Below are 20,748 nucleotides of genomic sequence, written 5' to 3'. Positions count from 1 at the left end.
TGCTCCCGCTGTCGGAACTGTTCGCTGACGGCGCACGGTCCGCGGGAGGCCGTCATGCACCGCAGTGCACGCCGTCAGAGAGTGCCGGGAAGGAGCGCCGACACTGCCCGACAGCCTGCCCTCCGCTTTCGCGCCCGGGGCGGCCGGGACCTCGTTCTCCCCCACCGGAAACGACAGCGGTGCCGCTGCCCTCGGGCTGCGGCACCGCTGTCGGTCCTGCTGGTCGTACTGCTCCCTGCGGTCGGCGGACCTACTCGGCGCCGGCCTTCTTCTTCGCTGCCTTCTTCTTCGGCTTGGCCTCGGCCTCCTGCTCGACCGGGGCGTCCGCGACGGTCTCGGCCTCGACCGGGGCGTCCGCGACGGGCTCGGTGGGCTCGGCCTCGTCGGCGTCACTCACGACCGACTCGCCTGACTGCTCCGCCTGCGTGGTGCTCGCCTCGATGTCCTCTGCGGCCTCCTGCTCGGAGGTACCGGCGTCCAGGGCCTCGCCCTCCTCGCCCGCGGGGCGGACGAACTCGGAGAGGTCGATGACAGTGCCGTTCGTGTCGGTCACCGTCGCGTACTCGAGGACCTTCGCGAGGGCCTTGCGTCGGCGGACCTCGCCGACGATCATCGGCACCTGGCCGCTCTGGTCAAGCATCTGCGCGAACTGGTTCGGCTCCATGCCGTACTGGCCGGCCGTCGAGACGATGTAGTCGATCAGCTCGCTCTGGCTGACGCCGACCTCCTCCTTCTCGGCGACGGCGTCGAGGATGACCTCGTTCTGGAACGCGCGCTCCGTGTTGGCGCGCACCTCCGCGCGGTGCTCCTCGGTGTCGTGGTCCGCACCGGCCGTGTGGGCGTTCTCGCCGTTGAAGTGCTGCTCGAGCTGCTCCTCGACGACACTGCCCGGCACGGGCACGGCGACGAGCTCGACGAGGAGGTCCAGGACCTTGTCGCGGGCCTCGACGCCCTGGTCCATGAGCTTCGACTCGCCGGCCTGCTTGGCGAGGTCGGCGCGGAGCTCCTCCGCGGTGTCGAACTCGGAGGCGAGCTGGGCGAAGTCGTCGTCCACCTCGGGGAGCTCGCGGTCCTTGACGGCCTTCACGACCACCGTGACCTGCGCGGCGGCACCGGCGTGCTCACCGCCGGCGAGCGTGGTCTCGAAGGTGGCGTCCTCGTCGACCGAGAGGCCCGTGACGGCCTCGTCCATGCCCTCGAGCATGGTGCCGGAGCCGATCTGGTAGGAGAGGTCCTGTGCGGAGTCGACCTCCTCACCGTCCACGGTCGCCTTCAGGTCGATCGTGAGGAAGTCGCCGTCCTTGGCGGGGCGGTCGACGGCGGTGAGGGTGCCGAAGCGGCCGCGGAGTTCGTCCATGGCCTTCTGGACGTCCTCGTCCGATGCCTCGACGGGCTCCACGGTGACCTCGAGGCCCTTGTACTCGGGCAGCTCGATCTCGGGCCGGATGTCCAGCTCGACGGAGAAGGTCAGGCGACCGTCCTTGCCGGCGGGGTCAGGGACCTCGGTGATCTCGACCTCGGGCCGGCTGAGCGGGCGGATCCCCGTCTCCTGCACGGCGCTCTGGTAGAAGCCGTTGAGCCCGTCGTTGATCGCCGTCTCGATGACGTAGCCGCGTCCCACGCGCTGGTCGATGAGCTGCTGGGGCACCTTCCCCTTGCGGAAGCCCGGCACCTGGACCTGGGTGGCGATGGTCTTGTAGGCCTCGTCGATGCTGGGCTTCAGTTCCTCGAAGGGGACCTCGACGTTCAGCTTCACCCGGGTGGGGGTAAGGGTTTCAACAGCGCTCTTCACAGCGTAGGACTCCTGGATGATTGGGATCGGTTCTGCAGCAGTGGCACTTTCCCCGACACATGACAGAGTCGGGGTGACAGGAGTTGAACCTGCGACTTCCTGCTCCCAAAGCAGGCGCTCTACCAAGCTGAGCTACACCCCGAAGTGCGAACGCCAGTCTACGCACCTTTGCTGCGGGCACGCACATTTGGGAAAAGCTCGGCTGCTGTGATGTAGTTGGAGACGTTCCGGTGGTGCCATCAGCGCGCCACCACGGGGCTGTAGCTTAGTGGTAAAGCCTCTGTCTTCCAAACAGATGATGCGAGTTCGATTCTCGTCAGCCCCTCGAATACCCCGAACCACCCGGCGCATGCCGGGTGGTTCGTTCGTTCGAGGCGTCGACGCCGGGCGAGCGACGAGCGGGTCAGTCCGCCTGGCACTGCGGGCACCAGAACACGTTGCGGGCGGCCATCACCGCGGTCACCACGCTCGTCCCGCACCGACGGCACGGCAGGCCCGTGCGCTTGTACACGTAATTGGGTGCAGCCCTCTTCGGCCGGCCGTTGCGCGCCTCGGCCGTCGTCGTGATGATCTTGCCCTCCCTGACGCCGTCCCTCATCAGGCGCACGGTGTCCGCCCAGATCCCCTCGGCCTCGTCCTCGCGGAGCTGCTTCCCGGGCCGCCACGGATTGATGCCCTGGAGGAACAGCACCTCGGCGCGGTAGATGTTGCCGATCCCCGCGATCACGGCCTGGTTCATCAGCTGCACCCCGACGGGCGTGATGCTGGAGGTCACCTTCCTCACGAACGCCGAACCGTCCGGGCGGGGCTGGAGCGGATCCGGTCCGAGCTTGGCCCGCGCCGTCGTCTCCTCCGCCGCGGTGATGACCTCGCACGCCGTCGGACCCCTCAGGTCCGCCCAGGCATGATCGGACACGAAGCGCACCCGCACCGCGCCCACCGGATCTGGCGGTCCGACATACTGGACCGTCCCGTCGTCGTGCCGTACCTCGTCGGGCACCGGCGCCCGCCGCGGACTCCTCATGGTGGACGCCGCGCGGAAGTCGGCGTCGCCGCCGAAGGTCCACTTCCCGTACAACCCGAGGTGCACCCGCAGCACGCGGTCGTTGTCGAAGCGGAGGAACATCTGCTTCCCGTGCGCGAGGGTGCTGACGAGCGTCGCGCCGTCGAGCTGATCGGCTCCCGCCGCGAAGCGGCCCTGCGGACTCGACACCGCCAGGCGCTCACCCGTGAAGACCGCGGCGAACTGGCGGGCGAGGCGGTGGACCGAGTGGCCCTCAGGCAAGGGTGCCGGCCTCCTCGAAGCGGGCGATCTGCGCGATCCGGCGGCTGTGGCGCTCCGCCCCGCTGAAGGGCTCGGCGAGGAACGCCTCGATGATCGCCGTCGCTTCCTCCACGGAATGCTGACGGCCGCCCACCGCGACGACGTTCGCGTCGTTGTGCTGCCGGGCGAGCCGGGCGGTGTCGAGGTTCCAGGCGAGCGCGGCGCGGACGCCACGCACCTTGTTGGCGGCGATCTGCTCTCCATTGCCGGACCCGCCGAGCACGATCCCGAGGGCCTCGACGCCGGCGGCCTGGTCCGCGACGACGGCCGTCGCCGCGTCGATGCAGAAGGAGGGGTAGTCGTCCTCGGGATCGTAGGACGAGGGGCCGTGGTCGACGACGTCGTGCCCGGCCTGCGTGAGGTGCGCGAGGAGGTGGGCGCTCAGCTCCATGCCGGCATGGTCGGTGGCGAGGTGGACGCGCATGGCTTCGTACTCCTGGTCCGGAAGGTTCCCGTCCGCCGGGCACGGCGGACGGTTCCAGCGTAGTCGGACGGGCATGCGTCCACGGGCGGTGGACGCGGACCGGCGGTGAGAGAATACGAAGCGCCGCGACCCCGCAGCACAGGCGCCGTACCCGAACCCTCCTGGAGGCCTCCCTTGCCCGGTCTGAACCTGACGCGCGACGAAGCACGCACGCGCGCCGACCTGCTCACCGTCCATGCGTACGACGTCACGCTCGACCTCATGCGCGGTGACCGCGTGTTCCGGTCCATCACCGTGGTGACCTTCGACGCCGAGCCGGGCACGTCCACCTTCATCGACGCCGTCACCGACACCGTCCACCGCGTGGAGCTGAACGGCGTGAGGCTCGATCCCGCCGAGGTCGCCGACGGCGTCCGGATCCAGCTGCCCACGCTCGCGGCGAGCAACACCCTCGTGGTCGAGGCCGACATGCCCTACATGAACACCGGCGAGGGCCTGCACCGCTTCACCGACCCCGTGGACGGCGAGGTGTACCTCTACACCCAGTTCGAGGTGCCGGACTCCCGCCGCGTGTTCGCGGTGTTCGAGCAGCCGGACCCCAAGGCGACCTTCCGCTTCAGCGTGACCGCGCCGTCGCACTGGGACGTCATCTCCAACAGCGCCACACCGGAGCCCGTCCAGGCGTCCTCGGACGCCGACGGCGGAGCGGCCTCGACCTGGTACTTCGAGCCGACCCCCGTGATGTCCTCCTACGTGACCGCGCTCATCGCCGGCCCCTACCAGTCGATCCGCAGCGAGCTCACGAGCTCCGACGGGCGCACCATCCCGCTGGGGGTGTTCGCCCGGAAGTCGCTGATGCAGTACATGGACGCGGAGAACATCTTCGCGTTGACGCGGCAGGGTTTCGCGTTCTACGAGGAGCAGTTCGGCGCCCCGTACCCGTTCGAGAAGTACGATCAGCTGTTCGTCCCCGAGTTCAACGCCGGTGCCATGGAGAACGCCGGCGCGGTCACCTTCCTCGAGACCTACGTGTTCCGTTCGCGCGTTCCCGACGCGACGATCGAGCGCCGTGCCATCACGATCCTCCACGAGCTGGCGCACATGTGGTTCGGCGACCTCGTGACCATGCGCTGGTGGAACGATCTCTGGCTCAACGAGTCCTTCGCCGAGTTCATGTCCACCCTCGCGGCCGCCGAGGCCACCGAGTTCGAGCAGGCCTGGACCACCTTCGCCATCCTCGAGAAGGGCTGGGCGTACCGGCAGGACCAGCTGCCCTCCACCCACCCGATCGTGGCGCAGATCGACGACCTCGAGGACGTCCAGGTCAACTTCGACGGCATCACCTATGCGAAGGGCGCCTCCGTGCTCAAGCAGCTGGTGGCCTGGGTGGGTCAGGAGGAGTTCATGCAGGGGGTGCGGCAGTACTTCGCGAAGCACGCCTGGAAGAACACCGAGCTCGTGGATCTCCTCTCCGAGCTGGAGGCCTCCAGCGGACGCGATCTCAAGGAATGGTCCGCCCTCTGGCTCGAGACCGCGGGCGTCAACACGCTCCGTCCCGAGTTCACGACCGACGACGACGGCTCCATCACCTCCTTCGCGATCCTCCAGTCGGCCATCGAGGAGTACCCGACCATCCGGCCGCACCGGCTCGCGGTGGGGTTCTACGACCACGACGACGACGGCAAGCTCGCCCGCGTGCACCGCCTCGAACTGGACGTCGACGGCGAGCGGACGGACGTCCCGGGCCTGGTGGGCCTGGCGCAGCCCGCACTCGTGCTGCTGAACGACGACGACCTCGCCTACGCGAAGATCCGCCTCGACCCGGCGTCGCTCAGGACGTCCGTGCGGCACGTGAAGGACTTCCGGGACTCGCTCCCCCGCACGCTCGTGCTCGCCTCGGCGTGGGATGCAGCGCGCGACGGCGAGACTCCCGCCCGCGACTACGTGGAGCTGGTGCTGCAGAACATCGGTTCCGAGTCGGACTCCTCGGTGGTCCTCGTGCTGCTCCGGCAGCTCGCCTCCACGCTCGCCTTCTACGTCAGGCCGGAGGACCGGGAGGCGATGACCGACGCCGCCGCGGACAGCCTGCTGGACCTCGCACTGGCCGCGGAGCCGGGCTCGGACGCGCAGCTCCAGTTCGTGCGCGCGTTCGCCTCCCACGCCCGGACCGCGCCGCACCTCGACGCCGTGGCGGGCCTGCTGGACGGCGAGCGGGTGCCCGACGGGCTGGCGGTGGATCAGGATCTCCGCTGGGAGATGCTCACGAGCCTCGTGGCCGGAGGGCGCGCCGGGGAGTCGGAGATCGTGGCCGAACTCGGTCGCGACGCGACGGCGACGGGGGAACTCGCCGCTGCCGCCGCCCGAGCGGCGCTCCCGACGGCGACGGCGAAGGCCGATGCGTGGTCGGCGCTCGTGGAGTCCGACGACCTGCCCAACGCCACCCAGCGGGCCATGATCGGAGGCTTCACGAGGGTGAACGACCGCTCCCTCCTGGAGCCCTTCGTCGACCGGTACTTCGCGTCCATCCGGGGCGTGTGGGAGAGCCGGACGCACGAGATCGCGCAGCAGATCATCGTAGGGCTCTACCCCTCCCTCCTGACCACGCAGGACACCCTCGACAGGACCGACGCCTTCCTGGCCGATCTCGGCGACACCTCGCCGTCCCTCCGGCGTCTGCTCCTCGAGAGCCGCGACGGCGTGGTGCGGGCGCTGGCCGCGCAGGCGGTGGACCGCTAGCCGATGGTGAACCTGCAGCAGCACAGCTACTCGGCAACGGTCGTGTGGACGGGCAATCTCGGCGTGGGGACGGCGGCGTACAAGTCCTACAGCCGCGATCACCGCGTGGACGTCGAGGGGCCGGGGATGCTCCTCGGCACCGCCGATCCCACGTTCCACGGCTCGAAGGACCGGTGGAACCCCGAGCAGCTGCTGCTGGTCGCCGTCGCGCAGTGCCACATGCTGTCCTACCTGCACGTGGCCGTGAAGGCGGGTGTCGTGGTGACGGCGTACCGCGACACCGCCGAGGGCACGCTGCGGCTCAACCGCGACGGCAGTGGGGAGTTCACGGGCATCCTGCTGCGGCCGGAGGTCGAGATCGAGGACCCATCGCAGACGGAGCTGGCGGACTCCCTGCACCGGCAGGCGAACGCGCTGTGCTTCATCGCCCGTTCGCTCGCCTTCCCGGTGACGCACGAGCCGTCGTCGTCCGGACCCGCGGCGGTGTGACGGGCGCGCGACCGGCACGAGGCGCCGGGGCGTGATGCTAGACGCGTGACACCGAACGGGCGACCGGAGCGCCGGGGGCGTGACCGGCGTGTACTCCCGAGCGATCGAGGGCCTGGACGGCCGCCCGTGCGGGTCGTCGAGGTGTCGCCTGTAACCTGTTAGGCGAGCTCCGCGCCCACCGTGGAGCCCGCCCCTGCACCAGGACGAAAGTGATATCCGTGACGTTCCTCCCCTCGCTCGGCTACGGCGGTCAGGTGATCGGCGCCCTGGTCATCCTGATCGGAGCGCTGCTCCTGTGGCTCCTGGTCCGCTTCCTGATCACGCGCTCGGTGAAGCGCGTCCAGGACGGCTACACCGTGTTCAATAAGCCGCACTTCAAGTGGGCCCAGCCCGTCCTGCGACCCTTCGACAGCGCCCGGCGCGTGCAGCGCGCCGAGACGATCGGCGGGCTGCTGACCAGCGTGGCGGGCGGGACGATCGCGATCGTCGCCCTCCTCATGGCGATCAGTGCGCTCGGCTTCAACATCGGTCCGATCCTCGCGAGCGTCGGGATCGTCGGCATCGCCATCGGTTTCGGCGCCCGCGAGGTGATCCGCGATGCGTTCCTCGGCTTCTTCATCACCATCGAGGACCAGTACGGCATCGGTGACACGATCGAGGTCGGGGACACCGTCGGGGTGGTCCAGTCGCTGGGGCTCCGGATCACGCGCATGGTCGACGAGCACGGCACCATCTGGTACGTCCGGAACGGCGACATCACGAAGGTGGGCAACCGCTCGCAGGGCGAGTACTCCGCGCCACAACCGGAGCCGACGCCGGTGGTGCTCGTGCAGACCGCATCGTCGACCCTCGCCGGCGCCGTCGATGCAGCCGGTGCTGCCGGTGCCACCGCCACCTCGACCCCGAAGAACTAGTCATGACGCACCCACCCGAGGACTCCTCCGTCCCTCCGCGGAGCACCACGCAGGGCTCCGACTCTCCGCCCGACCCGCCGATACGACTACCTCTCGGCACCCCCACGGACCCCGTCGGTGGGCGCGAAGCGCTTCCGGTGGAGCGTCTCGTGGCCGCAGGCCAGCAGTTCAGCCAGCCGCAGTACACCGACAACTTCTACGAGTCCATCGGCGGGCACCCTACGTTCGTGCGACTGGTCGACGCCTTCTACGAGGGCGTCGCCGAGGACGAGGTGCTCCGCCCCATGTACCCGGAGCGGGATCTCGGGCCCGCCAAGGAACGCCTGCTGCTGTTCCTCGAGCAGTACTGGGGCGGCCCGAAGACCTACGGCGAGCAGCGCGGACACCCGCGGCTGCGCATGCGGCACATGCCGTTCCGCGTGGGGCCCGGGGCCCGCGACCGCTGGCTGCAGCACATGCGCGCCGCCGTCGACACCCTGGACCTCGCACCCCTGTATGAAGCCACGCTCTGGGACTACCTCGAACGGGCAGCCCACTCGATGGTGAACGCGGCCGATTGACTCGTCCCGTAGCCGGGCTGTCCACACCCCTGGAGGACGGCGCGCGCGACTGAACGACCGCCCCGACGGGGCGCTCCACCCTTCTACAGGACCGCGGCGGCGCGGACGAGCACGTGGCCGCGCGACGTACTCACGCGGTACCAGCGATTGGCCGCGTGGACGGTCGCCGGCCCGCCCGCTTCGAGGAACCCGAGGCTGAAGGCACCGAAGGCCGCTCCGGCAGGGACGGCGCCGGGCACGTCCGGCAGGGGTCTGCCCCAGACGGCCGTCCGTGCGCTGCTGACCACGGGCGCACCGGGGCGCTCCGGAAGACTGCGCGCCACAGCTCCGATTCCCTCACGAGCGGCGTCGTCCAGCTGGTCGCACGGTACGGAGCCGAGCAGCATCCAGCCCGAACGCGGTGGGAGCACACCCGCCCACGGCTCGTTCACGGTGGTCGTGGGGAGCTGGAAGTCGACGTCGTCGCCGGTCATCCGCGCCAGGCGATCGAGGATCGAGCCGAGGGACACGGTCACATCCGCGTAGGCGTCCTGCGCGAGTGCCATGGTGCGCAGACCCAGCACCGTGGGTACCGCCTCCCCCAGGACCGTCGGGCGGAGGGTGCTCACGTACGCCGCGAGGACGCGACCGGAGGCGACCAGTCGCATGCCGCCGTCGTCGTTGGCACGCGCGCGGGCGGTGAGGGTACGGAGATCGGCAGCGGTCTGCGGGTCCGCGAAGCGCAGGACGGAGGACGTCACGGGCGTGCCGTGCGCGCGCGCCGGAAGGGTACGGACGGTCCGCTCCATCGGGCGAGCGCGTCGCGCTGCTCCGCGGACAGCCGCACGGGCCGGCCGGTGCTCCTGCTGACCAGCACCATCGTGGTGGCGGCGATCGCGCTCGTCACGCTGCCCTCCTGCTCCACGCGATCGCGCACCGCGTACCCGAGGTCGAAGCTCGAGCCGCCCAGGGCCGTGGTCCAGAGGTCCACTGCTGCCGGGCGCACGCTGAAGGTCAGGGGTGAGAGGTACTCGATCTCCTGCCGACCCACGAGCGTGTAGTGGTCGGGATCGATCAAGTCCAGGAGCGACCCTCCGGCCTGCGCTTCGCTCATCATCCTGACCCTGGCGTCCTCGAGGAACTGGAAGTACCGGACGTTGTTGACGTGCCCGTAGGAATCCTCGTCGCCGAACCGCAGATGGAGAGGCATGGTGTACAGCTCAGGCATCCGACCATCCTGTCAGACGATGGACCGCCGGAGCCATTCGGCGCCGACCCGTTCCCACGCCCGATGGGCGACGTTGGTCCTCGGCGCAGTACGCCGACCGACGCGAGCGCGGACGTTCCGCTCCCTGTCGCGACGTCCGGTCGTGTGTCAGCCTTCCGGGCAGGGCACGGAACTCGGTCGGTCGGTGGTGTACTGCCGCGCTCGAGCGGACCTGCAGCCGTGTTGAGGCTGCCGGGGCAGTCCGTCTACTGTCAGGAGGGACCGGCCGCTCGGCGAGTCGGGACCCCGCCACCACGCTCCCCGAGGAGACACCACCGCCATGGCAGACGACGCGTCGGCACACGGACGACCCGCGGAGCACCCGCTCGAGCCGACAGCCGCGCTCCTCGCGCTGCTCGACCTCAGCAGCGCCGAGGGCGCGCAGACCGACGAGGAGATCTTCGTCGGGTCATCGGCGCGACAGCCCAGCCGCAGGGTCTTCGGCGGGCAGGTCCTGGCACAGTCCCTCGTCGCCGCGATGCGAACCGTCGAGCACGGGCGCGACGTCCACTCGATGCATGCCTACTTCCTCCGCGCCGGCGACGCCGATGCCCCCATCACCTTCGGTGTCCAGCGCCTGCGCGACGGCCGATCCTTCTCGGCCCGCCGGACACACGCCTACCAGAACGGTGTTCCCATCCTGTCGATGATCGCGTCCTTCCAGGAGCCCGACGACGGTATCTCGCACCAGGACCCCATGCCGGCCGGCATGCCCGACCCCGAGAGTCTGCCCAGCACGGCTGATCTGCTCGGCAGCGTGGATCACCCTGTCGCCCGGGCCTGGGCCTATGAGCGCCCCTTCGACATCCGGCACGTCGACGCTCCGCTCTACCTCTCCAACGACGGCGAGCGGGAACCGCGCAATGCCGTGTGGATGCGCTGTCATGGGCAGCTCCCCGACGATCCGAACCTGCACCGGGCCGCTCTCGCCTATGCGAGCGACTACACGTTGCTCGAGTCGATCCTCCGCCCCCACGGGCTGAGCTGGACCCACAAGGGCATGAGCGTCGCGAGCCTCGACCATGCGATGTGGTGGCATCGCCCGGTCAGGGTGGACGAGTGGCTGCTCTACGTCCAGAGCTCGGCCAGTGCGTCCGGGGCGCGGGGGCTCGCGTCCGGGCGCATCTACACGCGGGACGGAGAGCTGGTGGCCAGCGTGGCGCAGGAGGGCATGATCAGGATCCCGTTACCCGGCTCATCACGGTAGGACGACGATCCCGGGGTTCTGGTCGGACCGAGCTCGATGAGCTCCGTGTGCGCCCGATCTGCGCACGCCGGAGGCGGACTCGGCCGAGAAGGATCGGGGCGGCACGAGGAAGGGACCCGGCCTCGGCCGGGTCCCTTCCTCATAGCAGGCACTTCGTGAGCTACCCGTCGTGCACGGACTCCGCCGCGTATCAGTCGCGGGTGAGCCTGCGGTGGGTCACGCGGTGCGGCTTCGCGGCGTCGGCCCCGAGACGCTCCACCTTGTTCTGCTCGTACGCGTCGAAGTTTCCCTCGAACCAGTACCAGTTGTCGGGGTCTTCCTCCGTGCCCTCGTAGGACAGGATGTGCGTCGCGATGCGGTCGAGGAACCACCGGTCGTGCGAGACCACCACGGCACACCCGGGGAACTCGAGCAGCGCGTTCTCGAGGCTCGAGAGCGTCTCGACGTCGAGGTCGTTGGTGGGCTCGTCGAGGAGCAGCAGGTTCCCGCCCTGCTTGAGCGTCATGGCGAGGTTCAGCCGGTTCCGCTCACCGCCGGAGAGCACTCCGGCCTTCTTCTGCTGGTCCGGCCCCTTGAAGCCGAACGCCGAGACGTAGGCACGGGAGGGCATCTCGATCTGTCCCACCTTCATGTGGTCGAGACCGTCGGACACGACCTCCCAGAGGCTCTTGTTGGGATCGATACCGCCGCGCGACTGGTCGACGTAGGAGATCTTGACCGAATCACCGATCCGCAGCTCTCCCCCGTCCAGCGGCTCGAGGCCGACGATCGTCTTGAACAGCGTCGTCTTACCGACGCCGTTCGGGCCGATGACACCGACGATGCCGTTGCGCGGAAGCGAGAACGACAGCCCGTCGATCAGGATCCTCTCGTCATAGCCCTTCTTGAGGTTGCGGGCCTCGATGACCTGGCTACCGAGCCTCGGGCCGGGCGGGATCTGGATCTCCTCGAAGTCGAGCTTGCGCGTGCGGTCCGCCTCAGCGGCCATCTCCTCGTAGCGGCCCAGGCGCGCCTTGGACTTCGTCTGGCGACCCTTGGCGTTGGACCGCACCCATTCGAGCTCCTCCGTGAGGCGCTTCGAGAGCTTCTGGTCCTTCTTGCCCTGCACCTCGAGCCGTGCGCGCTTCTTCTCGAGATAGGTCGAGTAGTTGCCCTCGTAGGGGTAGAGGTGACCCCGGTCCACCTCAGCGATCCACTCGGCCACGTGGTCGAGGAAGTACCGGTCGTGGGTGACCGCGAGCACTGCGCCGGCGTAGGACTTGAGGTGCTGCTCGAGCCACAGCACGCTCTCGGCGTCGAGGTGGTTGGTGGGCTCGTCGAGGAGCAGCAGGTCCGGCTTCTGGAGCAGGAGCTTGCAGAGAGCTACGCGGCGGCGCTCACCACCGGACAGGACGGTCACATCGGCGTCCGGCGGCGGGCACCGGAGTGCGTCCATGGCCTGCTCGAGCTGGGAATCGAGATCCCAGGCATCGGCGGCGTCGATGGCCTCCTGAAGCTTGCCCATCTCGTCGAGGAGGGTGTCGTAGTCCGCGTCGGGATTCGCCATCTCCTCGGAGATCTCGTTGAATCGCTGGATCTTGCCGTAGATCTCGCCGACGCCCTCCTGGACGTTGCCGAGGACCGTCTTCTCCTCGTTGAGGGGAGGCTCCTGGAGGAGGATCCCGACGGTGTAACCGGCGCTGAGCCGGGCCTCGCCGTTGGAGGGCGTGTCCATCCCCGCCATGATCTTCAGGATGGTGGATTTACCGGATCCGTTGGGTCCGACGACGCCGATCTTCGCCCCGGGAAAGAAGGACATGCTGACGTCATCGAGGATGACTTTGTCGCCGACGGCCTTGCGGGCCTTGGACATTGTGTAGATGAATTCCGCCATGCTGCAAGGCTAGTGCGTGACAACCCGGTTCTCCCATTCGCGGGACCACGGCCGGGACCGGGAAGGAGCGCCGGCACCGGTGATCACCGCTGGTCACCGCTGGTCACCGCTGATTACCGCTGGTCACCGACGAAGCACATCCCGGAGCCGAGGACGGGAAGCACCGTCACCGACACCACCCCCTCACGGATCTCCCCGATGATGCACTCGCCGGCAGACCGGCCGGCACCCTGAATCGCATCCACGTCGAGACCCGTGGGGGTGCTGTCGATCGACACCTCGACGGCTTCCGGCACCACGCCCACATCGGTGAACCCCTGCTCGATCGCCGAACGCACCTGATCACTCGTGACCGAATCCTGGTCGACGGCCAACGAGCGCAACGCGGCGTCGACCGAAGTCCGGATCGACGACGAGTCCGGTGCCGCGGGGCCTCCTGCCGGCGTCGTCGCGGGCGGCGTCCCCTCCCCCGGTTGTCCTGCCGCGGGCGTCGCGGCCCCGGTCGCAGTCGGACCGTCGTCGCCCTCGGCGGTGGCCGGGGCGCCCGTTCCGCCGCTCGAGGCAACCGTCGCGCCGGGTTCGGACGTGGTACCGGATCCGGTGGTGCAGGAGCAGAGGAGGAGAAGAGCAGCTGCGACGGGAAGCAGGGTGAAGGGACGACGGCCTGCGCGCGGGGCAGACCAGCTCCCGCTGGCAGTGATCACGGCATCATCCTGCCACGCCCGCACTCGGCAATCGGCGTACACCCTCCCGCGAGCGCCGCCGGGCTCCGGCGCGACAGCTCCTCGACGGAACACCCAGCGCGGGCTCAGAACGGTACGGGCTCCGGCTCCTGCTTCTTGCTGCGCCGGGCGCTACCGGTGTGGGCCTCGTCCTCGGAGGAGATGCCCTCGGCGTCTTCCACGACCGACGGCGGCGTCTCGAACAGCTCGCCCGTCGCGGCATCGACGCCGTCAACGCCCTCGGGCAGTTCCTCGTGCACCTCGGTGGCATCGAGGTCGTCGTGGGTCGCGGCATTCTGCGTCTCTGCGCGGTCCGGCGTCGTCCTGCGGAAGTTGGCCGTGCCCCACATGAGGTCGTGACCGGCGGACTCGGCGTCGATCTCGACGGCGGTGCCGGTTCGCCCGTCAGCGTTGATCCAGGGACGCACCTTCAGGCGCCCGGTGATGATGACGCGGTCGCCCTTCTTGATGCTCGCTCCCGCGTTCGTGGCGAGTTGCCGGAACATCGACACCGAGTACCAGTTGGTGTGTCCGTCCACCCAGGCGTTCGTCTCCCTGTCGAATCGACGCTCGGTGGAGCACATGCGGAAGCCTGCGATCGGCAGCCCGCTCTGGGCCAGGGTGAGTCGGACGTCCGTGGCGACGTAGCCCCGCACGGTGATGATGTCGGTCATGATCTGTCCTTCCGTAGTCACTGTCACCGACGTCGTCCGCCGGCTGCAACCAGTCTCGGCGGGCTGCCCGGACGCTGACGGACGCGGTATGACTATGTGGATAACAGGGGTCGTCGAGGACTCCTGGGCCGGCAGGGCGTGCATGCACGTCATCGACTGCGGTAGGGACTCGACGGGTTCGGGACGCGAAAGGGCCGGGCGATCGACGCCCGGCCCTTTGCACGTGCCCCCGGCAGGATTCGAACCTGCGACCAGAGGATTAGAAGGCCCCTGCTCTATCCCCTGAGCTACGGAGGCGGACTCCGTCGAGTTTACTATGGGCCGCCGTGCAGGGTGCCGGCCGCTGCCTCATTCGACGTCCGCGAAGACCACTCGCACTTCGAGGCGGTGCTGGCCGTCGGGGTCCTGCGAGTACACGGCCTTCCCGGAGATGCCCTCGAGCCCGCCTGTCCCGGATCCCGGCACCACGTGCCCCGAGCTCGCGGCCTCGGATCCTTCCGCCACACCCCAGTGCTGCACCACCATAGTCCCGGAGCGGTCCCCGATCGAACCCGTGAACTCCTCGGACGCCACGTACCCGGCTCCGACGTCGTTGCCGGCCATCAGGAGCTCTGCGGTACTCCTGCCGCTGATCTCCCCCTCGAAGACCTTCGTGGCACTCACCCGCGAGAGTTCGCTGTGGCTGCCCGATGCGGAGTAGGTCTGCGGTTCCCACGCGGTGATCTCGAACTCACCGGTGTACGTCGTCGTCGTTGTATCGGTCATCGACCCAGTATCGTCGCTCGCCGTCGGCCCCGCACCTGATCCCTCGGCCGCCACAGCGGCTGTTCGGGACTCCGCCGGACCCGCTCACCGGAGCCGGGTGCGGGCTGATCAGTGCAGCTGACCGGGAGCGAGCGGCTGGTAGCGCCGACGGAACAGCAGCTTGGTGTGCGGGTCGAGGAACACCAGGTAGAGGGCGAAACCCAGGGCGACGACGGCCGCCACCTGCCGCGCCATCATCAGGCTGAAGTCGAAGTACGGGAAGATGTCGAGCTGGTCCGTGATGGCGTAGACCATGAAGAAGGCGACGGTGAAGTACAGGGACTTCACCTGCCAGTCGTCGCGGATGCCGGTGACCGCGAAGAGCGGGATCAGCCACACCACGTACCACGACTGGATCATCGGCGACAGCAGCACGATGGCCGCGAAGGCGAAGGCGAGGCGTCGCACCAGCCTGCTGTGATCCCCGCGGAAGATCTGCAGCGCGATGATCGCCAGCGAGGCGACGCGGGCGAGGGTATTGAAGACGTTGGTGATGTCCCAGCCGTTGAGCCCGACGGCGTCGCCGAGGGTCGCGATGACGAGGCCCATGAAGCCGACGGGCGCGTACCAGATCCACACGCTGCCCGGCGTACTGAGGGCGCCCACCCAGCCGAAGCCGAACGTGTTGATCATCCCCATCACCCACAGGAGGCCGAGGGACATCCCGGCCGTGAGGAACCAGTAGAGGAAGCGTCGCGGCCAGGACGCTCCCCTGCCGGCCCACATCAGCCCGACGAACGGCAGGAAGATCAGCGTGATCGGCTTGATCCCCACCGAGAGCGTGATGAGGAGGATGCCGAGGACCGGCCGTTTGACCGCCGCCAGGTACAGACCTGCGAGCGCCAGGCCGATCATCAGGGAATCGTTGTGGATGGCGGCCACGAAATTGATGAGGAAGAGCGGGTTCGCGGCGGTGAGCCAGAGCGCCCGGTTGGCGTTGATCGAATGGAGGTCGGCGAGCTTCGGCACCATGTACACGCAGAGGGCCACACCGACGAGCGCGACGACCCTGAACAGGATGATCGAGGTGTCGGGATTGCCTCCGGTGATCCTGACGATGCCCTCCTCGATCCAGAGGAACACCGGACCGTAGGGCGTGGGGCTCTGCGCCCAGAGATCGTCCGCGCCGATCTGCAGGTAGTTGGAGATCTGCGAGTAGCCGTCCACATAGGGATTGAGCCCGGCGATCATCACCTGGCCCTGAGCGATGTACGCGAAGACGTCCCTGCTGAACAGCGGGAGCGCGGCCGCCAGCGGGATGGTCCACGCGACGATGGCCTTGAGGATGAACGGGCGGGTCTCGTCGGACCACCCGGCGAGGCGCTGGCCGAGACGCAGCCACGCCCGGATCAGCAGCATGCCGCCCACCGCCAGCAGCAGGACGGCCAGCACGGCTCCCGCGGGTTCGAAGCGCAGCCAGATGATCACCGGGTTGCGCCGGAGCTCGGCCGAGGCCAGCGACAACCAGCCGACCCCCAGCGACCCCATCCACATCAGCACCGCGCCGATGAATCCCTGCAGGACGGCGACGTTCGGCCGATCCGGACCCGACGTCGTCTCGACCTCGGTGAGCGGGACCTGGGAGGCCATTCGTGCATCCAATCGTCGGCGAGCTGGGGTCGGCGTGGAGCGCCTGCGTTCTCAGGACCACCGGCGTGCGCCGACGGTCGCCAGGGCGCCTTCGGCTCGGTCTTTCCGCCGGAGAGCGCAGGGACTCCCAGATCTCCCGCAACCCTGAGTGAACTGTTCGAATATTAGCATCGGGACTCCGGCGGACGCCCGGGACGACGCGGGGTCAGCCGGACGTCCGACGGTGCATGGGCGCGGGTCGGCGCGTCGGTGACGGACGGTAGATTGGTCGAATGCCTGTATCGAATGAACACATCGTCTGGATCGACTGTGAGATGACGGGGCTCGATCTCACGAACGACGCGCTGATCGAGGTGGCCGTCCTCGTCACGGACTCCGAACTGAACATCCTCGGTGACGGTGTGGACGTGGTGATCAAGCCCACCCCGGAGGCGCTCGATCAGATGGGTGACTTCGTGCGGCAGATGCACACGACGTCGGGTCTGCTCGAGGAACTGGACGGCGGCATCACGATGGCCGACGCCGAGCAGCAGGTGCTCGACTACATCCGCACCTGGGTGCCCGAACCGCGCAAGGCGCAGCTCGCGGGGAACTCGGTCGGGACCGACCGCAACTTCCTCCTGCGGGACATGCCGCTCGTCGTCGATCACCTGCACTACCGGATCATCGACGTCTCGACGATCAAGGAACTCGCCCGTCGGTGGTACACCCGCGCCTACTTCCAGTCGCCGGCGAAGACGGGCGGGCACAGAGCCCTGGGGGACATCGAGGATTCCATCCGCGAGCTCCGCTACTACCGCGCAGCCGTCTTCGTGCCGGCGCCCGGACCGGATTCGGCCAGCAGCAAGGCCATCGCACGCTCCGTGGCGTCCTGACTACCGGACACCGCTCCCGGGCTGTCGGGAGCATGGCGAAATCTGTGTAAACTTGTGACCGCTGCCTTTCGCAGGCCGCTCCGCCGGGCTCACCGACGGAGTGCGGCGCGAAGACACATGGTGGGTATAGCTCAGTTGGCAGAGCGCCTGGTTGTGGTCCAGGAGGTCGCGGGTTCAACCCCCGTTACTCACCCTCGAGTGGTCAGGTCGACTCCTGGCACGTATGCCGTTCCGGAGATTTCCGGGACGGCATACGCCTTTTCACGGCGGAATCGCTCCGCTTCCGCCGTCAGCCCTCGGCCGCCGGACGACGCGACCGACAGGAACGAAGGACCTCATGGAACGCACGGTGTTCGACGAAGATCACGAGCTCTTCCGCGACATGGCCCGCGAGTTCAACGAGCGGGCGGTCGCCCCTCATTACGCGACGTGGGACCAGCAGCACATCATGGACCGCTCCGTGTGGACCGCGGCCGGCGAACAGGGCCTGCTCGGTCTGGCCGTGCCCGAGGAGTTCGGTGGGGCGGGCATGCCCGACTACCGCTACCGCGCGGTGCTCGACGAGGAATTCGCGAGGAGCAACCATCTCGCCGTCGGTCTCGCGTTCCACCTCCACGACGACCTCGTGCTCCCCCACCTGCTCGCGCACGGGAGCGACGACCTGAAGGAACGCTGGCTCCCCGGCATGGTCTCCGGCGAGATCGTCACCTCCTGCGCATGGACCGAACCGGGAGCGGGCAGTGACCTCCGCGGCATCCGCACCAAGGCCGTGCGCGACGGGGACGACTGGCTGCTGACGGGCCAGAAGGTCTTCATCGGCAACGGCATCAGCGGTGACGCGTCGCTGGTGCTGGCGCGCACGGACGGCAGCTCGGGCCGCGGGTCGAGCGACGCCTTCTCCCTCTTCATGGTGCGGAAGGGTGAGGGCTACACCCCCGGGCGCCAGCTCGACAAGATGGGCCTGCGCGCCTCGGACACGGCCGAGCTGTTCTTCGACAACGTGCGGGTGCCCGGTGCGGACCTCGTCGGTGAGGTGGGGCAGGGCCTGCGGTACAGCCTCGAGCAGATCCCCCAGGGCCGCCTCGGTATCGCCGTCGCCGCCTCCGCGCTCGCTCGGGCCACCTACGAGCAGACGGTCCGGTACGTCACCGACCGCAATGCCTTCGGGGAACGCGTCCTCGATTTCCAGACCACGCGCCACACCCTCGCCGAGATCCTCACGGAGGTCAGGGTGACGGAGGCCTTCGTCGATCAGGCGGTGCTCGCCTTCAACGCCGGCACGCTCTCCCCCACGGACGCCGCCCAGGCGAAGCTGTGGGCGAGCGAGCGGGCGAAGTCCGTCACGGACCGCTGCCTGCAGTTGCATGGCGGGTACGGCTACATCCTCGAGTACCCGGTCGCCCAGGCCTTCCTCGCGGCCCGGCTCCTCACCATCTTCGGCGGCACGAGCGAGATCATGCGCGAGTCCATCGGCCGCTCGATCGCAGGCCGATCCACCACGAGCAGGTAGGTTCCATGACCGTCCACCCCATCACCGTCCTCGGCGAGCCCGTCCTCCACCGGCGCGCAGCCCAGGTCGAGTCGTTCGACGACGACCTCCGCACCCTGATCGCCGACATGTTCGAGACGATGGACGTCGCCAACGGCGTGGGACTCGCAGCACCGCAGATCGGCGTCGGGTTGCGCGTCTTCGTCTGGGCCATGGAGAACGACGACGACGCCCCTCCGAGGGGCGTGGTGGTCAACCCCACGCTCGTCACCTCGAAGATCCCGGGCTCCGACCCCGATCCGGACGAGGAATCGGAGGGCTGCCTGTCGGTGCCCGGCGAGGCATTCGCACTCAAACGGGCTGACTGGGCTCGTGTGTCCGGTGTCGACGGCGATGGTCGGCCCGTCGAGTTCGAGGCCACGGGCTGGTTCGCGCGGTGCATGCAGCACGAGTACGACCACCTCGACGGGAAGTTGTACGTCGACCGCCTCAGCAACCGGTACGGGCGGAAGGCCGCGAAGGCCATCAGGAACAACGGGTGGGGGGCACCGGGCCTCACCTGGATGCCGGGAGTCGATCCGGACCCGTTCGGTCACTGAACCTCCCCGGTCCGGTGTCGTGGCGTACCGCAGGATGCCGCAGGTGTCGTGCAGGTGCCCAGACTCGCCGGGGTGTCAGGACGAGGGGTTGTCCGCCGTCCTGATGCTCGGCGCCGGGGCCTCCACGAGGTCCTCCAGGCGCCTCACACCCCGGAGGGGCCCGAGCACGGCCACCATCGGGGCGAGGCATGCGATGATCACTCCGATCAGGATCGCCTCACGGATCCCCACGGTCTCCGCCAGCACGCCGGCGAGGAGACTCGCCAGAGCCAGCATGCCCCAGCTGACCATCCGTGACGCCGCTCCGAGCCGGCCCATCATGCCCGGGGGGCACACCCGCTGGCGGAAGCTCGCCCCGATCACGATGTTCCACGAGACACCGGCGCCCATCACGAACATCCCGAGCAGTCCCCACAGCATGCCCCAGCCGGGGGTCAGGACCAGCAGCGAGGCATAGCCGGCCACACCCGGCACCATGGACCAGCGCCAGAGTGGCCCCGAGCCGAACCGCTCACCCATGGCGGTGGCGGTCACTCCCCCGACGGCGCCGCCGATCGAGGCAGACGCGAGCAGCGCGCCCAGCCAGATCTCCGATTCCCCGAGAGTCCTCAGGACGAGCAGGACGATCAGCGACGCCGCGATGTTGCCTCCGAGGTTCCAGAGCGCTGCGTTGAACAGGATGGCCCGGAGCGGGGCGGTGCTGAAGGTGTACCGGAGCCCGTCGTTCATCTCCCGCAGGATCCGACGCTCGGTCGGCGGCTGCGTGACTTCGCGGACGTCCAGCCGTTGGAGGGCCACCAGGGAGATGATCGACATCAGGACCTGCAGCACGAGAGTGTTCGAGGCGCCCGCCACTCCGGCCAACCACCCGGCCACCGACCGGCCGGCGGCGTCCGCGGCCGCGCCGGATCCGGTGATGAGCCCGTTGCCCTCCATCAGTTCGTCCGGGCTGACGGCCTGCTGCACCAGTGCGGCATCGGCCAGCTGGAAGAACACGGAGGAGACACCCGCCACGAAGGCAGCGAGGAAGAGCAGGGGCGTGGTGAGGAAGCCGAGCCAGTAGCCGACCGGCAGGAGCGCGAGGATGACGATGCGCACGCACAGGGCTGCGACCATGACGGGCCGTCGCGGGAGCCGATCCACCCAGACACCGATGACGAGTCCGAACAGGAGCCACGGGAGGAACGTCATGCCGGCGAGGGCGGCGACCTCGAAGTTGCTGGCCTGGAGTTCGACGGCGGCGATGACGGGGAGCGCGACCGCGGCGACGGCATTGCCGAACACGCCGACGGTCCCGGAGACGACCAGGGCACGGAAATTCCTGTTGCGCAGCACCAGGTGCTGTCTCCCGGTGCCCCCAGAGTCCATCAGATCACCCTAGCCCAGCGCCTCTACAGGCTTCGGCTCGAGAAGCGCATACGTACCGACGA

19 protein-coding genes and 4 tRNA genes are annotated in these 20,748 nt (G+C 68.8%); 10 read left to right on the top strand and 13 right to left on the bottom strand.

The window, feature by feature from the left end; all coding sequences use genetic code 11:
* Window positions 1-250: 250 nt before the first annotated feature.
* Window positions 251-1,792 (bottom strand): trigger factor, encoded by a 1,542-nt coding sequence (gene tig / locus AC4D12_RS06250; RefSeq protein ID WP_490949043.1) that lies wholly within the window; start codon window positions 1,790-1,792, stop codon window positions 251-253.
* 68 nt (window positions 1,793-1,860) lie between these two features.
* Window positions 1,861-1,934: transfer RNA gene (locus AC4D12_RS06245), tRNA-Pro, on the bottom strand.
* A 112-nt stretch (window positions 1,935-2,046) separates the two neighbouring features.
* Between AC4D12_RS06245 and AC4D12_RS06240 the strand changes: the two genes are divergently transcribed.
* Window positions 2,047-2,117 (top strand) — tRNA-Gly (locus AC4D12_RS06240).
* 78 nt (window positions 2,118-2,195) lie between these two features.
* On the opposite strand, the gene AC4D12_RS06235 is transcribed toward AC4D12_RS06240, so the two are convergent.
* Window positions 2,196-3,077 carry an Fpg/Nei family DNA glycosylase gene (locus AC4D12_RS06235; RefSeq protein WP_490949042.1) on the bottom strand — a complete coding sequence of 294 codons (882 nt, stop codon included), beginning with the start codon at window positions 3,075-3,077 and terminating at the stop codon, window positions 2,196-2,198.
* Window positions 3,070-3,540, bottom strand: a complete 471-nt coding sequence (locus AC4D12_RS06230; RefSeq protein ID WP_490949041.1) for a ribose-5-phosphate isomerase — start codon at window positions 3,538-3,540, stop codon at window positions 3,070-3,072. Before AC4D12_RS06230 ends, AC4D12_RS06235 begins: the two co-directional genes overlap by 8 nt.
* A 183-nt stretch (window positions 3,541-3,723) precedes the next feature.
* Between AC4D12_RS06230 and pepN the strand changes: the two genes are divergently transcribed.
* The 4 genes from pepN to AC4D12_RS06210 all read left to right on the top strand — a co-directional run bounded on the left by pepN (window position 3,724) and on the right by AC4D12_RS06210 (window position 8,239).
* A complete protein-coding gene (gene pepN, locus AC4D12_RS06225; protein ID WP_490949499.1) occupies window positions 3,724-6,276 on the top strand; it encodes an aminopeptidase N in 2,553 nt (850 codons plus the stop codon).
* A gap of 6 nt (window positions 6,277-6,282) precedes the next feature.
* Window positions 6,283-6,765, top strand: a complete 483-nt coding sequence (locus AC4D12_RS06220; protein ID WP_490949498.1) for an OsmC family protein — start codon at window positions 6,283-6,285, stop codon at window positions 6,763-6,765.
* A gap of 218 nt (window positions 6,766-6,983) precedes the next feature.
* Entirely contained in the window at window positions 6,984-7,679 is a 696-nt protein-coding gene (locus AC4D12_RS06215) for a mechanosensitive ion channel family protein (protein ID WP_490949040.1), read from the top strand.
* 137 nt (window positions 7,680-7,816) lie between these two features.
* Complete coding sequence (locus tag AC4D12_RS06210; protein ID WP_490949497.1) at window positions 7,817-8,239, top strand: globin; 423 nt, start codon at window positions 7,817-7,819, stop codon at window positions 8,237-8,239.
* 83 nt (window positions 8,240-8,322) lie between these two features.
* Here AC4D12_RS06210 and AC4D12_RS06205 read toward each other — a convergent pair whose 3' ends face one another.
* The gene (locus tag AC4D12_RS06205) at window positions 8,323-9,027 is read right to left on the bottom strand and encodes a DUF8185 domain-containing protein (protein WP_490949039.1); all 705 of its coding nucleotides are present in this window, start codon (window positions 9,025-9,027) and stop codon (window positions 8,323-8,325) included.
* Window positions 8,976-9,446 carry an acyl-CoA thioesterase gene (locus AC4D12_RS06200; RefSeq protein WP_490949038.1) on the bottom strand — a complete coding sequence of 157 codons (471 nt, stop codon included), beginning with the start codon at window positions 9,444-9,446 and terminating at the stop codon, window positions 8,976-8,978. Before AC4D12_RS06200 ends, AC4D12_RS06205 begins: the two co-directional genes overlap by 52 nt.
* Before the next feature lie 319 nt (window positions 9,447-9,765).
* Between AC4D12_RS06200 and tesB the strand changes: the two genes are divergently transcribed.
* Window positions 9,766-10,692, top strand: coding sequence for an acyl-CoA thioesterase II (tesB, locus tag AC4D12_RS06195; RefSeq protein WP_490949037.1), 927 nt, complete (start codon window positions 9,766-9,768; stop codon window positions 10,690-10,692).
* A 190-nt stretch (window positions 10,693-10,882) separates the two neighbouring features.
* Here the strand turns inward: tesB and ettA are convergent, their stop codons facing one another.
* The 6 genes from ettA to mptB all read right to left on the bottom strand — a co-directional run bounded on the left by ettA (window position 10,883) and on the right by mptB (window position 16,355).
* On the bottom strand, window positions 10,883-12,565 hold the full coding sequence (gene ettA, locus AC4D12_RS06190; protein WP_490949036.1) for an energy-dependent translational throttle protein EttA: 1,683 nt from the start codon (window positions 12,563-12,565) through the stop codon (window positions 10,883-10,885).
* A 113-nt stretch (window positions 12,566-12,678) separates the two neighbouring features.
* On the bottom strand, window positions 12,679-13,269 hold the full coding sequence (locus AC4D12_RS06185; protein WP_490949035.1) for a DUF6993 domain-containing protein: 591 nt from the start codon (window positions 13,267-13,269) through the stop codon (window positions 12,679-12,681).
* 104 nt (window positions 13,270-13,373) lie between these two features.
* The gene (locus tag AC4D12_RS06180) at window positions 13,374-13,961 is read right to left on the bottom strand and encodes a single-stranded DNA-binding protein (protein WP_490949034.1); all 588 of its coding nucleotides are present in this window, start codon (window positions 13,959-13,961) and stop codon (window positions 13,374-13,376) included.
* A 224-nt stretch (window positions 13,962-14,185) separates the two neighbouring features.
* Window positions 14,186-14,258 (bottom strand) — tRNA-Arg (locus tag AC4D12_RS06175).
* Window positions 14,259-14,309: 51 nt separating this feature from the next.
* Entirely contained in the window at window positions 14,310-14,726 is a 417-nt protein-coding gene (locus AC4D12_RS06170) for a DUF3224 domain-containing protein (protein WP_490949033.1), read from the bottom strand.
* Between the two features lie 108 nt (window positions 14,727-14,834).
* Complete coding sequence (mptB, locus tag AC4D12_RS06165) at window positions 14,835-16,355, bottom strand: polyprenol phosphomannose-dependent alpha 1,6 mannosyltransferase MptB (protein WP_490949032.1); 1,521 nt, start codon at window positions 16,353-16,355, stop codon at window positions 14,835-14,837.
* 272 nt (window positions 16,356-16,627) lie between these two features.
* Between mptB and orn the strand changes: the two genes are divergently transcribed.
* The 4 genes from orn (at window position 16,628) to def (ending at window position 19,318) form a co-directional block, all read left to right on the top strand.
* Window positions 16,628-17,230, top strand: coding sequence for an oligoribonuclease (gene orn, locus AC4D12_RS06160; protein WP_490949031.1), 603 nt, complete (start codon window positions 16,628-16,630; stop codon window positions 17,228-17,230).
* A 120-nt stretch (window positions 17,231-17,350) separates the two neighbouring features.
* Window positions 17,351-17,423 (top strand) — tRNA-His (locus AC4D12_RS06155).
* Window positions 17,424-17,567: 144 nt separating this feature from the next.
* Complete coding sequence (locus tag AC4D12_RS06150) at window positions 17,568-18,740, top strand: acyl-CoA dehydrogenase family protein (protein ID WP_490949030.1); 1,173 nt, start codon at window positions 17,568-17,570, stop codon at window positions 18,738-18,740.
* Between the two features lie 5 nt (window positions 18,741-18,745).
* Entirely contained in the window at window positions 18,746-19,318 is a 573-nt protein-coding gene (gene def, locus AC4D12_RS06145) for a peptide deformylase (RefSeq protein ID WP_490949029.1), read from the top strand.
* A 75-nt stretch (window positions 19,319-19,393) separates the two neighbouring features.
* On the opposite strand, the gene AC4D12_RS06140 is transcribed toward def, so the two are convergent.
* A complete protein-coding gene (locus AC4D12_RS06140) occupies window positions 19,394-20,686 on the bottom strand; it encodes an MFS transporter (RefSeq protein ID WP_490949028.1) in 1,293 nt (430 codons plus the stop codon).
* Between the last annotated feature and the right edge of the window lie 62 nt (window positions 20,687-20,748).

This window comes from Arthrobacter sp. TJ-266, from assembly GCF_058269115.1.
Note: the sequence above shows the minus strand (reverse complement) of the source record. Positions and strands in the feature narration are given on the sequence as shown.